The 13,683-nt window shown below is 39.5% G+C and carries 12 protein-coding genes; 7 read left to right on the plus strand and 5 right to left on the minus strand.

The features are described from left to right. The first annotated feature begins 41 nt into the window (after positions 1-41). Positions 42-308, plus strand: coding sequence for a DksA/TraR family C4-type zinc finger protein (locus tag AC2SLN_RS09435; RefSeq protein ID WP_486548116.1), 267 nt, complete (start codon positions 42-44; stop codon positions 306-308). A 263-nt stretch (positions 309-571) separates the two neighbouring features. On the opposite strand, the gene ompR is transcribed toward AC2SLN_RS09435, so the two are convergent. Beyond that, on the minus strand, positions 572-1,321 hold the full coding sequence (gene ompR / locus AC2SLN_RS09440) for an osmolarity response regulator transcription factor OmpR (protein WP_486531759.1): 750 nt from the start codon (positions 1,319-1,321) through the stop codon (positions 572-574). 519 nt (positions 1,322-1,840) lie between these two features. Here ompR and AC2SLN_RS09445 point away from each other — a divergent pair. Then, the gene (locus AC2SLN_RS09445) at positions 1,841-4,381 is read left to right on the plus strand and encodes a Tex family protein (RefSeq protein WP_486548115.1); all 2,541 of its coding nucleotides are present in this window, start codon (positions 1,841-1,843) and stop codon (positions 4,379-4,381) included. A gap of 360 nt (positions 4,382-4,741) precedes the next feature. Here the strand turns inward: AC2SLN_RS09445 and AC2SLN_RS09450 are convergent, their stop codons facing one another. After that, positions 4,742-6,028, minus strand: a complete 1,287-nt coding sequence (locus tag AC2SLN_RS09450) for a saccharopine dehydrogenase family protein (RefSeq protein WP_486548114.1) — start codon at positions 6,026-6,028, stop codon at positions 4,742-4,744. Positions 6,029-6,746: 718 nt separating this feature from the next. Between AC2SLN_RS09450 and AC2SLN_RS09455 the strand changes: the two genes are divergently transcribed. From AC2SLN_RS09455 to cutA, 5 genes are all read left to right on the plus strand, one after another. Next, positions 6,747-7,754 carry a hypothetical protein gene (locus AC2SLN_RS09455; protein ID WP_486548113.1) on the plus strand — a complete coding sequence of 336 codons (1,008 nt, stop codon included), beginning with the start codon at positions 6,747-6,749 and terminating at the stop codon, positions 7,752-7,754. A gap of 282 nt (positions 7,755-8,036) precedes the next feature. Then, the gene (gene dapA / locus AC2SLN_RS09460; RefSeq protein WP_486548112.1) at positions 8,037-8,945 is read left to right on the plus strand and encodes a 4-hydroxy-tetrahydrodipicolinate synthase; all 909 of its coding nucleotides are present in this window, start codon (positions 8,037-8,039) and stop codon (positions 8,943-8,945) included. 150 nt (positions 8,946-9,095) lie between these two features. Next, on the plus strand, positions 9,096-9,434 hold the full coding sequence (locus tag AC2SLN_RS09465; RefSeq protein WP_486548111.1) for a hypothetical protein: 339 nt from the start codon (positions 9,096-9,098) through the stop codon (positions 9,432-9,434). A gap of 293 nt (positions 9,435-9,727) precedes the next feature. Then, positions 9,728-10,441: a phosphoribosylaminoimidazolesuccinocarboxamide synthase gene (purC, locus tag AC2SLN_RS09470; RefSeq protein WP_486531779.1), complete on the plus strand. Its 714-nt coding sequence runs from the start codon at positions 9,728-9,730 to the stop codon at positions 10,439-10,441. A gap of 122 nt (positions 10,442-10,563) precedes the next feature. After that, a complete protein-coding gene (gene cutA, locus AC2SLN_RS09475) occupies positions 10,564-10,875 on the plus strand; it encodes a divalent cation tolerance protein CutA (protein WP_486548110.1) in 312 nt (103 codons plus the stop codon). A gap of 46 nt (positions 10,876-10,921) precedes the next feature. On the opposite strand, the gene yjgA is transcribed toward cutA, so the two are convergent. The 3 genes from yjgA to panC all read right to left on the minus strand — a co-directional run bounded on the left by yjgA (position 10,922) and on the right by panC (position 13,588). Continuing rightward, positions 10,922-11,431, minus strand: coding sequence for a ribosome biogenesis factor YjgA (yjgA, locus tag AC2SLN_RS09480; RefSeq protein WP_486548109.1), 510 nt, complete (start codon positions 11,429-11,431; stop codon positions 10,922-10,924). 169 nt (positions 11,432-11,600) lie between these two features. Next, positions 11,601-12,539, minus strand: coding sequence for an RNase adapter RapZ (gene rapZ, locus AC2SLN_RS09485; protein ID WP_486548108.1), 939 nt, complete (start codon positions 12,537-12,539; stop codon positions 11,601-11,603). Between the two features lie 143 nt (positions 12,540-12,682). After that, on the minus strand, positions 12,683-13,588 hold the full coding sequence (gene panC / locus AC2SLN_RS09490) for a pantoate--beta-alanine ligase (RefSeq protein ID WP_486548107.1): 906 nt from the start codon (positions 13,586-13,588) through the stop codon (positions 12,683-12,685). Between the last annotated feature and the right edge of the window lie 95 nt (positions 13,589-13,683).

The raw sequence follows: 13,683 nt of genomic DNA on the forward strand, positions 1-13,683 counted from the left end.
TGTGAATGAGGAGCTCATATACCTTTAGGAGGTAATCCATAATGGCAGGAGGATGGGCAAAAGACGGTGCAGAACATGAACAAATGGATGCAACCGTTAATGATGCCTTAGCAAGGGCAAGAGCTTCTTTACCAAAGGGTATCAGTCTTGAGTTTTGTGACGAATGCGGTCAGCCAATTCCTGAAGCAAGAAGACTGGCTCTATCTGGTGTTGAGCATTGTGTCACGTGTCAAAGCGAGATTGAAGCTCACATTAAAACACGCGAATTATTTAATCGCCGAGGCAGTAAAGATAGCCAACTGCGTTAAGCTTATTAAATCTTAGCACCCTATAATTATTCGCAGAGCTATCTCTCAAAACGCTGCTGACAATCAAGAAGGCTGTCGACTGTTATAGCAATCGACAACCCTTTACTTTCTAGCATTAGCTCTTAACTAAAGTCTGTTAAACATGCAAAATTTCACGACATATTGACTAAAAAATAGTTACGGTCAGCTACATCTGCTACATGTCTTAAGGATCAAAGAGGCCCTAATAATTTTATGACTTATAAATAAATCATAGAATAGGTCTAATGGCTTTCTTCTTCGTCTGGCACAAACACATAACCAACACCCCATACCGTTTGAATATAACGGGCTTGAGACGGGTTGTCTTCAATTAAACGACGCAGACGTGAGACTTGCACATCGATTGAACGCTCCATCGCTCCCCACTCGCGACCTCGGGCTAAGTTCATTAATTTATCACGGGTTAAGGGCTCACGTGGATGCTGTACTAAAGCTTTTAATACAGAAAACTCGCCAGTCGTTAGGGTTACTACGTTGCCATCACGTTTAAGCGTGCGGGTTGATAAATCAAGCGCCCAAGGGCCAAACTGAACCACTTCTACTTGCTGAGAAGGTGCACCTGGTAACTCACGGCTGTGGCGACGAAGAACTGCTTTAATACGTGCCAAGAGCTCTTTGGGATTGAATGGCTTCGGCAAATAATCATCGGCACCTGCTTCTAAACCAGCAATTCTATCACTATCAGAACCCTTGGCGGTTAGCATAATAATCGGTACATCGGCATTTTCTTCGCGCAAGCGCTTACAGATACTGATGCCGTCTTCACCTGGCAACATTAAATCCAGTACGATAAGCGAAAACAATTCACGCTGCATTAACTTATCCATCTGACCACCATCGTGGGCAGTACGCACGACAAAACCATCATCTTCTAAAAAACGCTGTAATAGCGAGCGCAATCTGGCATCGTCATCCACCACTAAAATACGATGGGTTAACGTATCAGAGTTATTAACGTTGCTGTCTGTCATGATTCCTTCCTTTACTGTTACTTATTAATTTTAAAGTATGGATTTGTACTTATGTCTATTAAAAACAGGCGTAGAATAATTCAGTTAAGGTTTTTATAGGTGTACATTCCTTTTTATAAAGCTAACCTTTCTGGAAACCTAATAACGGATAATGATTTGATCTTAATTTAGTGTATAAGATTCTCAGCAGAATTACACGTCTATTAAACAATAAAGCTGTATCGATTTGGTTTTCTCAGTTAACAAGTGTATACCATATCAAATTAAGGTCAACTAAAGCTAAACATAACCGAACTTTTATCTTTAAATACCTCTTAATGATCTAGTGACTGGTCAAAAAACCCTTAATATCTATTTGATACTAATGGGATGCCTGACTAATAACTATATAAAATAAGGGGTTTTATCGGATAATTAGGGGTTAACACCCTGTTTAATAAACATTAATGGGCAAAATCGTTTCTATTCAGTCAGCATTTGTTATAATGCCTGTCACATTTATCAACTTTGATGCTGGCTATGATCCAAACCAATACCCAAAACACGAGCTTAAATAATAACTCAAGCCAAAATACATCGACGCTATCGACTGATGTTATGACCCATATTCATAATAAACTTGCAAAAGAGCTTGGTATTAGACCTGCTCAAGTTAATGCCTTTGTAGCGCTATATGATGACGGTGCTACCATACCGTTTATCGCCCGCTATCGTAAAGAAAAAACGCAGGGGTTAGACGATAGCCAATTACGAGCGCTTGAAAAAGGTCTTAATTACGAGCGCGATATGGCAACCCGCCGTGCTAAGATTCTTGATTTACTGCAAAACCAAGGAAACCTAACTGAGGACTTGCGAAAACGTATCGAAAATGCGACCTCTAAGCTTGAGCTTGAGGATATCTACCTACCCTACCGCCCCCGTCGACGCTCTTTAGCTGCCAAAGCACGTGCTGCTGGTTTAGAGACTATTGCCGAGCAAGTATTAAATCAGGAAGTTATCCCTGTTGAAGCGCTTGAAGGCTACACTCAACCCACAACTATCACAGATGATAGCGGTAATGAGGTTGACGTCGATTTTTCAGATACCGAGAAACAGCTCGCGGGTATCGAAGCCATCATTATTGACAACTGGACCCAAGATCTTGAACTGCTCGACACGTTACGTAATGGCTTTGCTAAAACTGCGACTATCAATTCTGTACTAGCGAATGAAGAAAAACGTGACGTTGGTGAGAAGTTTAGTGACTATTTTGAGCATAGCGAAAGTTTAGCTCGACTGCCCAATCATCGTTTACTTGCTATGTTGCGTGGTCGTCAAGAAAATGTATTGGTCCTAAAGGTCGATGGCGAAGATACCCCATTTATCGAGAAGATACTTAATAAATTTGAACTAGACGCTAAACAGCCTGAAGCCCGTCGCCAATTCTTACAGCAAGCAGCAAACAGCTTGTGGCAAGACAAATGGCGTCCACATATTGAGCATCGTTTATTAACCGAAAAACGTTTGGCTGCTGAGGCCGATGCAATTAATGTATTTGCCGGTAACCTGCAACACTTGTTAATGGCAGCACCAGCAGGCAATAAAGTTATACTTGGTGTAGACCCTGGCATACGACATGGTGTCAAAATGGCAGTTATTGATGCTCAAGGTCATGTTGCACATGACGCTGAAGGTAACCTTGCTATTGCCACTGTCTATCCGTTTGCACCAGATAATAAAATGGACGAGGCAAAAGCCACTATATCCGAGCTTTTAAAATCCAATAATGTGGAATTGGTAGCGATTGGCAATGGTACAGCTAGCCGCGAAACCGATGCCATGATTAAACAAGTCATTGATGCAGATAGTGATATTACAGCAACCGCTGTTGTAGTCAATGAGTCTGGTGCTTCTGTTTATTCCGCCAGTGAACTTGCCAGTGATGAGCTTGCGGATTTAGATGTTTCAATCCGTGGCGCGGTGTCTATAGCTCGTCGCCTACAAGATCCGTTATCAGAGCTGGTTAAAGTTGAACCAAAGGCGATTGGTGTCGGCCAATATCAACATGATGTCAACCAAACTCAGCTGTCTGATAGTTTGGATAAAGTCACACAGGATTGTGTGAATGCGGTTGGTGTTGATGTTAATACCGCCAGTCCAGCTATCTTGGCTCATATCGCAGGTTTAAACCGTAATGTTGCTCAGCAAATTGTTAACTACCGTAAAGAGCATGGTGCTTTTCAAAACCGTGAACAATTAAAAGATGTACCAAGACTTGGGGTTAAAACATTTGAACAAGCGGCTGGCTTCTTGCGTATTCGTAATGGCGAAAACCCTTTAGATGCAACAGGTGTGCATCCTGAAAGCTATACCTTAGTGTCCCAAATGTTAGAAAAATCTGGTAAATCTATATCAGAGATATTGGGTAACGAGAGTATTATTAATACATTAGATGTTGACGGCTTAGAAGCTGCAAATGATGACAATATTAGTATCGCTTCTATTAAGCAAGAGCTTGCCAAGCCAGCACATGATCCACGTCCTGAGTTTAAAACGGCTCAATTTAGAGAAGACGTCAATAGTATTAGTGACTTAGAAGAAGGTATGCAACTTGAAGGGGTTGTCACTAACGTAACAGGCTTTGGCTGCTTTGTGGATGTGGGTGTACACCAAGACGGTTTGGTTCATATATCACAAATGGCCAATGACTTTGTTGAAGACCCTATCAATTTGGTCAAACCGGGTGATATCGTCAACGTTCGGGTCTTATCTGTTGATGAGAAACGTAATCGCATAGGCTTTAGTATGAAATCTGAAGCCTCTGGTAATACTGGTACTGCTAAACGTTCTGATACTGAAAAACGCAGTCTAGAAGCTAAAACAGATAGAGCCGATACTACGGATAAGGGCAAGCCCATAAAATCGAAACGCCGCACAGCTAATCGATCAGCCAAAGATCGTACTACAACGGGCAAAAATGAACGTTCAAATCGGGGTCAACCTAGCAAACCAAGCCCGAAAGCCCCTGAAAAGATCGGTTCTCTGGGTGCGTTATTAAAACAAGCTGGACTTAAGAAATGACGTTCAGAGTATGTGCAGTTCCAGAGCTGGTAAATCAACTGGCATAGTCAAAGAACCTTAAATGGATACTAGGTAAACGAGTGAAAGTGCGACAATTATAGGCTACGCTAGCTTAACACCTTAGTGATTTATAATTTAGCCGACTACATTGAATTATAGTCAAAGAAGTCTAAAATGGTTACAAGGCAACCGAGTGCAAGTAGCTAGTAATACGGGAGCAGTCTTAACGAGGTTAACGCCGTAACCGTTTAGTAGTTCGCTGACTATAAATGTACCCATCAAGCTTATAAAAGAGAGGGCAACCACATAGGTTGCCCTCTCTTTATTCATATCATAAAATAAACACTGGATTGAAGTAGGTTAAGGGGTAGCCACTTCTTCAAATGTTATACCCGCATATTTTTGAAGTCGTTCAATAAGCTTATCCCCCATTGCAGAAGCTGGAGTCCAAAACCCTCCCTTGATATTGCTCTTCGGTACGTCCTGTAATAAGCAAATTGCACTTTGAGCCAACATTCGACAAGTACTGCCATAACCTGGATCTCTTTTACCAGTGACTTTAGTGCGTATCTGATGATGCTCCGTTGTAAATCCAATAAAGCGAATGTCAAAATACCCCTTCTCACGTTCTGTTTTAGAAGGCCCCGATCCAGATTTCGGCAGCACATACTCGTTCAATAACTCTCTGCTTGGTTTAAACGCCATACTACCTGCAAATCCCGCTAGGCCAGCAGTCATCCCATAGCTCATTATTCGGCCTTTCATACCTGAGGGCATCCACATGGCCTCATCATATTTAAAGTCACGCCCATATTCATATCCAAGTAGTTGGTTACTACGATGTACAATACGTGTATTAATAGACGCCATAACAAAGGGGGCTAACCAACGCTCATTTTGAAAATCCCACTTTGGCCTTTTTATATCAGTTTGCTGAATTTTGGGCGGATTAGCATCATCATTTAGCAGGTATGGGTTCGCCAACTGCTTACGACGTGACTTGTCCTTTCCTACCTCTTCAAAGATTGTCGCCATAGACGCAATCGTGCCACCTGATAACCCACCTTTAGCCGCCTTGACACGCATATTAATTGTATCGCACCTATCACCCCAATTTATAAAAGCACAGTCTTGAGTAAATAAGACACCTAAATCGGATGGTATAGAATCAAACCCGCACGAATTTACAATACGCGCTCCGCTCTTTTTTGCTGTTTCTTGATACTTATCCATCATGTCTTTAATAAAAAGGGTCTCACCAGTTAAATCAACGTAATCGGTTCCATTATTCACACAGTATTTAATTAAAGACTCTCCAAATTTAAGATAAGGCCCAACTGTTGATATAATTACCTTTGTCTTAGAAGTCATGGCATCAAGGCTATCACTATCTGTGCTATCAGCGATGATGATAGGCAAACTTTCATTGCCTATTTCTTTTTTTAATTCATCTAATTTGTTAGAATTTCGACCGGCTATTGCCCATCTTATTTTAGCACCGCCTTCAGAGCAGTTAATTTCTGACACAAACTCATTAATATACAGAGCTGTGAGTTTGCCTACGAAGCTAGTAGCGCCATAAACGACAATATCAAGCTCACGCTTATTTTCATTAATATGCGGTGCTTCACTACTCATATTAGGCATGTGTTTTATCCTTATTGTATATGTCACTTTTTATATGTTGTGTTTATAAGTTATCTTTTTAATATCAGCAACTCAAAACTAAATAATAAATAAAGCCTAAAAGAGAGTGATGTTAGCAAGGTTCATAAGGTACGTTTTCTGATAGCATTTCTTTTTAATTTTTTAATAGAGGTATTTAATTAAAATGGCTTCAAAAACATTACTGTGGAAATATCACGTTAACAGCACTCTAGTTTAAATTAATACATTTAGCTTATTAGTATACCAACTTTATATACCAACGCATAAACGTCTTAACTTGTTTATCGGGATTGACTTATTTAGATAGTTATAATTTTAGATAGTTATAATTTGAACCCAAGATAGGATAGTCAGAAACGATACATCATATTGTAAGGTAACGTTAAACTGTTGTAATGCTGTGTATAGGTCGTATAATGTGTGTTTAGATTTTAGTATGGCAGTTTTTTTCTAGATGATGCTCTAATCTAACGTTTGTGGAGTAGAAGTATCCTCTAACATTGTAAACCGTTTACATTAGGTATGATGTCATGCAATCTAAAAAATGCTCCTAACCTCTGACAATGCAACCTTTAAGAGTACCGCTTTATTGCTAAGTTTAGCTAACACAGCCTCATTGAGTAATGGATTAATGATACCTACTATAATAACGACAATAAGCATTGTCGTTATTATAGGTGTCATTCTATGGTCTCTAATGCAAGCCTATAATCATAATCCTCCTGCACATTTTGTAAGGGTTTGGGGTCAATTGGTTTTATATTATCTTGCACCTACGATGCCATGGTGGGCATTATTAGTGGTTATGTTGACTATCAACAATGTTCTATCTATTTTTATTAGTGCTACATTATTGGCCATTATTGTTCTATATTTCTACAGCGCTTATTATATCCCTCGACAAATGACCGTTCACTATGCTTCCTACCACAATTCTCCAGCTACAAATGAGACGTCACAACCTCTAAATATTGCCGTCATTGCAAATCTAAGGCTAGGTTTATTTAGTCATCCCAACCAATTTGTAAAATTGGTGGATAGGTTAAATCAATTAAACGTCGAAGCTGTCATTATTGTAGGAGAGTGGCTATACAATCCTCCAGCTGACTTGGTGGGTAACTTGATGCTACTTAAAGGCATCAATAAACCTATTTATGCGATTCAAGGTGAACACGATCATCGTTATTACCCTGAAAATGCTGACCAATTTTTGCACGAAGATGACCTAAACCACGTCTTTGAATCTTTGGGTATTACGGAGGTCATTGGCACGACTCCCACAAACTTTGGTGTTTCCTTAATCGCTAAAATAATACGAGATCAATCGGGTTTTGATCAAGCAATAGCAAATCAAGCAATAGAAAGCCAACCCCATATCCTTTTAACTAATACAGTAAATGGTATTAAGCCCTATCTCTCTATCCAAGATACTTCTAGTCAAGTAGAGGCAAGTGATGCCAGTAATAACAATAAAGTAGAAGCAGACCTAAACTTATCAACATTAAAATCGTCTTTATTACTTTTAATAGCACCAGATGAGTCTGTTGTATCTAAGGCGTATTACAAAGCCTACAAAACAACCCAAAACAAGTTAACGGCTAAATGGGTTAAAGTGATACAAATTATTCCCTCATTTGGGCAGCGAGGTGCTCCCTTTCGCTTATCTAAACCAAGTATCACTGTCATTAATATAAACGATAAATAGCTTGATGATTGGTTAAGGTTGAATGTGCTAAACTTAAATGCCAATATAATAATGATTAGCCGAAAGGGCGATTCAAAGATCTATGCAATAAGCTATGCAAAATAACGGTATGACAATACGCTCGTCTATTAAGCTTGATTATGAACTCTTTTATCTATATAACGTATAAGTATTACCCCACTATTTAAGCATTCTATATTGAGTTGAGTTAATGCTCTATCAGGATTAAAAACTTACACAAGCGTATAAACACGAAAATTAGTAAGACAATAAGGCAAAAATATGAGTAACCTATATTCTGACATTCAAAACCAACTGCAAGGCTCCATGGTTGCCTTAATTACCCCAATGCTTGAAAATGGCGAAGTTGATTATGCTCGCTTAGCGTCATTGATCGACTGGCAAATTGAGCAAGGTACTCATTGTTTAGTTGCCGTTGGTACAACTGGCGAATCAGCCACTTTATCTATGCAAGAGCATAGTGAGGTTATCCGCTATTTTGTCAAACATGTGAATGGACGAGTTCCTGTTATCGCTGGTACAGGTGCTAATAATACTAAAGAGGCGGTTCATTTGACGTCTGAGGCAAAAAAAGCAGGCGCTGACTGTGCTTTATTGGTGGCGCCTTATTACAATAAACCAACCCAAGAAGGTCTTTATCAGCATTATAAAATGATTGCAGAAGCTGTTGATATGCCGCAAATGCTTTATAATGTACCTGGTCGAACTGTGGTCGATATTGCTCAAGAAACCGTTGAACGATTGGCCGACTTTGATAACATTGTCGCTATTAAAGATGCCACAGGTTCGGTTGAGCGCGGTAAGCTTCTCATTGACACACTGGGCGATCGTATGTCAGTGCTATCAGGTGATGATGGCACCGCGTTGGCGTTAATGGGACATGGTGGCAAAGGTAATATTTCCGTTACTGCCAATATTGTGCCAGGGGCTATGAGTAAAATATTCACAGCGGCATTAAACGGCGATTTTGCAGCAGCCAAACAGATTCATGATAGTATCGAGCCATTACACGCCCTTATGTTTGTTGAGTCTAGCCCTATCCCAGCAAAATATGCACTGCATAAAATGGGGAAAATTGAGCAGGGTATTCGCCTACCATTAACATGGCTTGACCCTAAGTTTCATGATCAGGTAGATCAAGGACTACGTAATGCTGGACTAATTGACTAAAATTGACTTAATAATCATATACTTAATGCTGTTATGGCATAACGATTGATTATACTTTATATTTTGCCTTTATTTACTTGCCTCACATTATTTATTTTTTCCTCATACTTTTAACACTGGCAAATCTCTGCGACTTATTAAGGTTGACCAATGCACTTATTAAAAAACATCTATTCCTTAAAAAACAGCCTATTCCGTACTATTTTGAAAACATCGCTTTTAATAGTTACTAGTTTGAGTGTTATAGCTGGATGTCAAACCAGTAGAGGTTTATTTAACAAGATAGATGATGGTAGTTTAGAATATCAGCAGGCAGAGCAATTGCCACCCCTTAAGCTACCTGCTGAACAAAAGACAGCACCATTTATACCTCTATACCCCACCCCAGATGTCGGTGTGAATACTTTAGAATTAGCAAACGAAAGTGGTAAACGTTATAAATTACCTAAGCCCTACCGCCAAGTACCAACAACATCAGCTAATCAATAGCGGATGATTACTTTTCGACTACAACAACAAATAACCACTTGGTAGGTAATACCAAAACCAAAAAGCTAATTAGCAAGCAACAGAATCTCCAACTTTACCAGCAGTAGGCGTGGCAAATTTGGTACTGTTGATTGGTTTTTGGGACAGGTATAAATTTTTCATTCATCAAATAGCTTTTTTTCGTTACGTATTCTATAGAAGCGTCCCAAATACAATCGTGTCGTTCATACGCTTTAATATTTATTCACTTTAATATAATGCTTAGCAACCTGTATAGGACAGTCATCATGCAAATCCAAAAACAAGAACTACTGTATAAAGGCAAAGCCAAATCTGTTTATGAAACAGACAATCCAGACTTTCTGATTCTGCATTTTCGTGATGATACCTCTGCGTTTAATGGTGAACGAGTTGAGCAGTTGGGTCGTAAAGGACAGGTAAATAACCGATTCAATGCATTTATCATGCAAAAGCTCGCTGAAGCAGGTATTGAAACGCACTTTGAGAAGCAACTATCCCATGATGAGGTACTAGTCAAACGTTTGCATATGATTCCTGTTGAATGCGTCATTCGTAACTTCGCAGCAGGGAGCTTAGTGCGTCGTCTAGGTCTAGAGGAAGGTCAACCGCTAACCCCGCCTACCTACGAATTATTTTTTAAAGATGATGCATTAGGCGATCCTATGGTTAATGAATCTTTGTCAGTATCTTTGGGATGGGCTACACCTGAACAGTTAACAGAAATGAAAGCGCTTACTTATAAAGTTAACGATGTATTAAAAGAGTTGTTTGATGATGGTGGATTAATGCTAGTGGATTTTAAACTAGAATTTGGGGTCTTCCATGACCGAGTTGTATTAGGTGACGAATTCTCGCCTGATGGATGCCGTATTTGGGACAAGAAAACCAAAAAGAAACTTGATAAAGATCGTTTTCGTCAAAGCTTAGGGGACGTTATTGAGTCTTATGAAGAGGTTGCAGAACGTATCGGTGTGCCTCTGCCTTGATTACACAGATTGTATAAAATCCCCACAACAGCTGAATGTGATTGTTATCATATTCAGCTTTTTAACTTAACATTTTATGATCATCTCTTTCCTAAGATTCTAGTAGAAAACAGGTTTGCGGCATGTATAAATTAACTGTATTTATCCCATCCAAAGCTCTAGAGAAGGTCAAGAACGCTTTGTTTGAGGCTGGTGCGGGTCATATTGGTAATTATTCACATTGCTGTTGGCAAGTACAAGGGACGGGGCAGTTTAAACCACTTGCAGGCAGTACCCCGCATATTGGAGAACAAGACAATATTGAGCAGGTGGAAGAGTGGCGTGTTGAAATGGTAATTGACGATGATCACATCCATCAGGTCATTAGAGCATTGAAACAGGCGCATCCATATGAAACGCCGGCGTATGATGTGATACGGATATTAAACCTTTAAATTAAGCAGGTATGGAATAGTGCTTATACCTCTTATTAGTGCCAGATCACATTAGCTGTGTCAGAATAGCAACTTCTTTAATATAGCTAACTAAATCTGCCTGTGATTCAGAAAGTAGCTCATCATCATCCATATGCTTAGCATACTCAATCCATAGTAGAAGCTGATAAACACTATTACGCTCGGCAGCTTTAAATTGAGTACAAAATTGCTTAAGTGTACCTTCATCATTAATGTTCAACCGCGTATACCAGCCTTCCACTTTAGCTGCTTGCTCTGGGCTAAAGCGAGTTTGGAATAGAGCGTTGACCACAGCATGGCGATCCTCTTCACTAATGAGCTTACCTACCCGCTTGATCTGACGATTACGGGCATTTGCACTAGTGATATCAGCTAATGCCGTTAATTCAGCCAAAAAATAATCACTGGCTGGTAATTTTTTCATCTGCTTTTTGGATAATTCAGCCAATGGTGCAGCTAATGCTTGTAAACGCTCATGCGCTTTTTTAAGCTCGGTACGAGAAACTCGCATGTCATGTTCTGACCAATCAATCATAAAACTCTCAAATAGTTGTTAATATCATATAAAAATGTTCGGTTTATTAATTTAATACCCATAAGGTTTTATACCCACCTAAAAGCACATTCGATAAGATAATGACAAATGCTAAGAGTATTGGATCTAGAGTTAATAAACGCGCGGTACCATCAAAAGCAAAAGGACTTTATACGCCCCAATTTAGTTTTTCTCGGTGTTTAGCGACTACCTTTAACTCTGCAGGCAGGCTGTTTGAAAGCTTAGTGCATACTCCTTCAGTGATAAACACTGAGCGATGTTTCCCACCTGTACAGCCAATGGCCACCGTTACGGTGTGGCGATTGTTGTGCAAAAAATCAGGAAGCCAACGATTCAAAAATTCAAATATATCTTCTTTCATCTCGTCTACTTCTGGGTACTCGGAAAAAAACTGTTTAACCTCATCGTCTTTGCCCGTTTTTGAACGTAACTCAGGTTTCCAATGGGGATTAGGTAGAATTCGAACGTCAAAGACGAAATCGGCATCGATAGGGATACCATGTTTAAACCCAAAGGATAGCAAATTTACTGTCACTTTATTATCCACGCCAATATGTTCACGTACCCGTTCTTTCAATTGATGAATGTTTAATTGGCTGGTGTCAATTTTAATATCCGCTCGACTTGAAATCGGCTTTAATATATCGATTTCCTTCCGAATAGCATTTGGTAGATTAAAGACAGGGCCGTCCTGTGTAACCATTAGCGGATGTACACGACGGGTTGCATCAAAGCGGGCAACCAATACAGGCTCTTGCGCTGTAACATATATAATTTTTACATTATTTTTTCCGTAACGACTAACCAGACTATCTTGAATATTTTGGAAGTTACTTAAGTCGGCTTTAGGGGTACGTACATCGACACCCAATGCTACCTTTCTAATTGAGCCATCTTCTATCAGTTTAGTTGCGGCATCTGGCACCAAAGATAATGGCATATTATCAATAGCATAATAACCAAAGTCTTCTAAAATCTGCAATACAGAGGATTTCCCAGAACCCGAACGTCCAGAAACAATAAGCACAAGCACATCATCTTTATTCTGTACTAACACTTGCTTAACATCACTATTCGCAACATCCATGATAATTTACTCATTTTAGGTGTGTTTATTGATATCACTCATGCCTACTTACTGATATTTATAGTTATTATATAAGATAACGAATAACTGGTTGGATATTAAGCTGAATTCAGCTTAGAAATTACTCTTTTTCAGGAATTAACTTATCGTATATTGTGGTCATTGACTACTACCTCTTGATTATCAAGTAAGCGCGCTTTACCTAACCAAGCTGCCGTTACAATAACAAGATGTCGGTCTTGAATGACATCATAAATATCCGTCAAGTCCTGATTCAAAACCTCTAAATAGTCAATTTCGAAACCTGCTTTTTCGATGCGTTCCATACTTTCATTTATTAAACGATTTAACTCTATTAAACTATTTGGTTGCATAGGATTAATATGTCGAGCCTCGGTCAGCATCGCCGCTAACCGAGTGATCTCTTGATTGAGCATAGGCGCAATCTTTCGCTCAGACTCAGTCAAATATTGATTACGTGAAGATAATGCTAGGCCATCTGGTGCCCTTATTATAGGAGAGCCAATCACGTCTATGTCGTAACTTAAATCTCTTACTAACTGCCTTATAATCGCAAGTTGCTGATAGTCTTTTTGACCAAATACTGCAACGTTAGGTTTCACAATATTGAACAACTTAGCAACCACCAGCCCGACGCCATCAAAATGAGTGGGACGTGATACACCACATAGTTTTTGACTAATACCCCCACCTAAAACACGAGTTGGTGGCGGCATGACAGGATACATATCAGCTACCGTTGGTGTAAAAATATAATCAGCGCCTATATCCGTTAATTTTTGAGTATCTGCTTCAATAGTGCGTGGGTAACTGTCTAAATCTTCACCAACCCCAAACTGAGTTGGATTAACAAAAATACTGACGATAACCAAATCTGCATGCTTTTGAGCAAGCTCCACCAATGATATATGACCTGCATGCAAACTACCCATTGTGGGAACAAGAGCAATTTTGGCAGGATTTTGCTGATTGCGTAATGGTTCAAGTGCATTACGCATAGATTCAATGGAAGTTAGGGTTATTGTCATGCGATGCATCCATAAGCAAAAAATACTGAATCCACAAATCTTGTGACTATCCTTAAGTAAGCATTCTTAAGTAAGCATTGTCAAATAAGTGTTGA

The organism is Psychrobacter sp. CX90, from assembly GCF_057396305.2.

Coding starts and splice junctions, on each gene's coding strand:
- AC2SLN_RS09435 (WP_486548116.1), top strand. CDS start 42: ATGGCAGGAGGATGGGCAAAAGACGGTGCAGAACATGAACAAATGGAT.
- ompR (WP_486531759.1), bottom strand. CDS start 1,321: ATGACAGACAGCAACGTTAATAACTCTGATACGTTAACCCATCGTATT.
- AC2SLN_RS09445 (WP_486548115.1), top strand. CDS start 1,841: ATGATCCAAACCAATACCCAAAACACGAGCTTAAATAATAACTCAAGC.
- AC2SLN_RS09450 (WP_486548114.1), bottom strand. CDS start 6,028: ATGCCTAATATGAGTAGTGAAGCACCGCATATTAATGAAAATAAGCGT.
- AC2SLN_RS09455 (WP_486548113.1), top strand. CDS start 6,747: ATGCAAGCCTATAATCATAATCCTCCTGCACATTTTGTAAGGGTTTGG.
- dapA (WP_486548112.1), top strand. CDS start 8,037: ATGAGTAACCTATATTCTGACATTCAAAACCAACTGCAAGGCTCCATG.
- AC2SLN_RS09465 (WP_486548111.1), top strand. CDS start 9,096: ATGCACTTATTAAAAAACATCTATTCCTTAAAAAACAGCCTATTCCGT.
- cutA (WP_486548110.1), top strand. CDS start 10,564: ATGTATAAATTAACTGTATTTATCCCATCCAAAGCTCTAGAGAAGGTC.
- yjgA (WP_486548109.1), bottom strand. CDS start 11,431: ATGATTGATTGGTCAGAACATGACATGCGAGTTTCTCGTACCGAGCTT.
- rapZ (WP_486548108.1), bottom strand. CDS start 12,539: ATGGATGTTGCGAATAGTGATGTTAAGCAAGTGTTAGTACAGAATAAA.
- panC (WP_486548107.1), bottom strand. CDS start 13,588: ATGACAATAACCCTAACTTCCATTGAATCTATGCGTAATGCACTTGAA.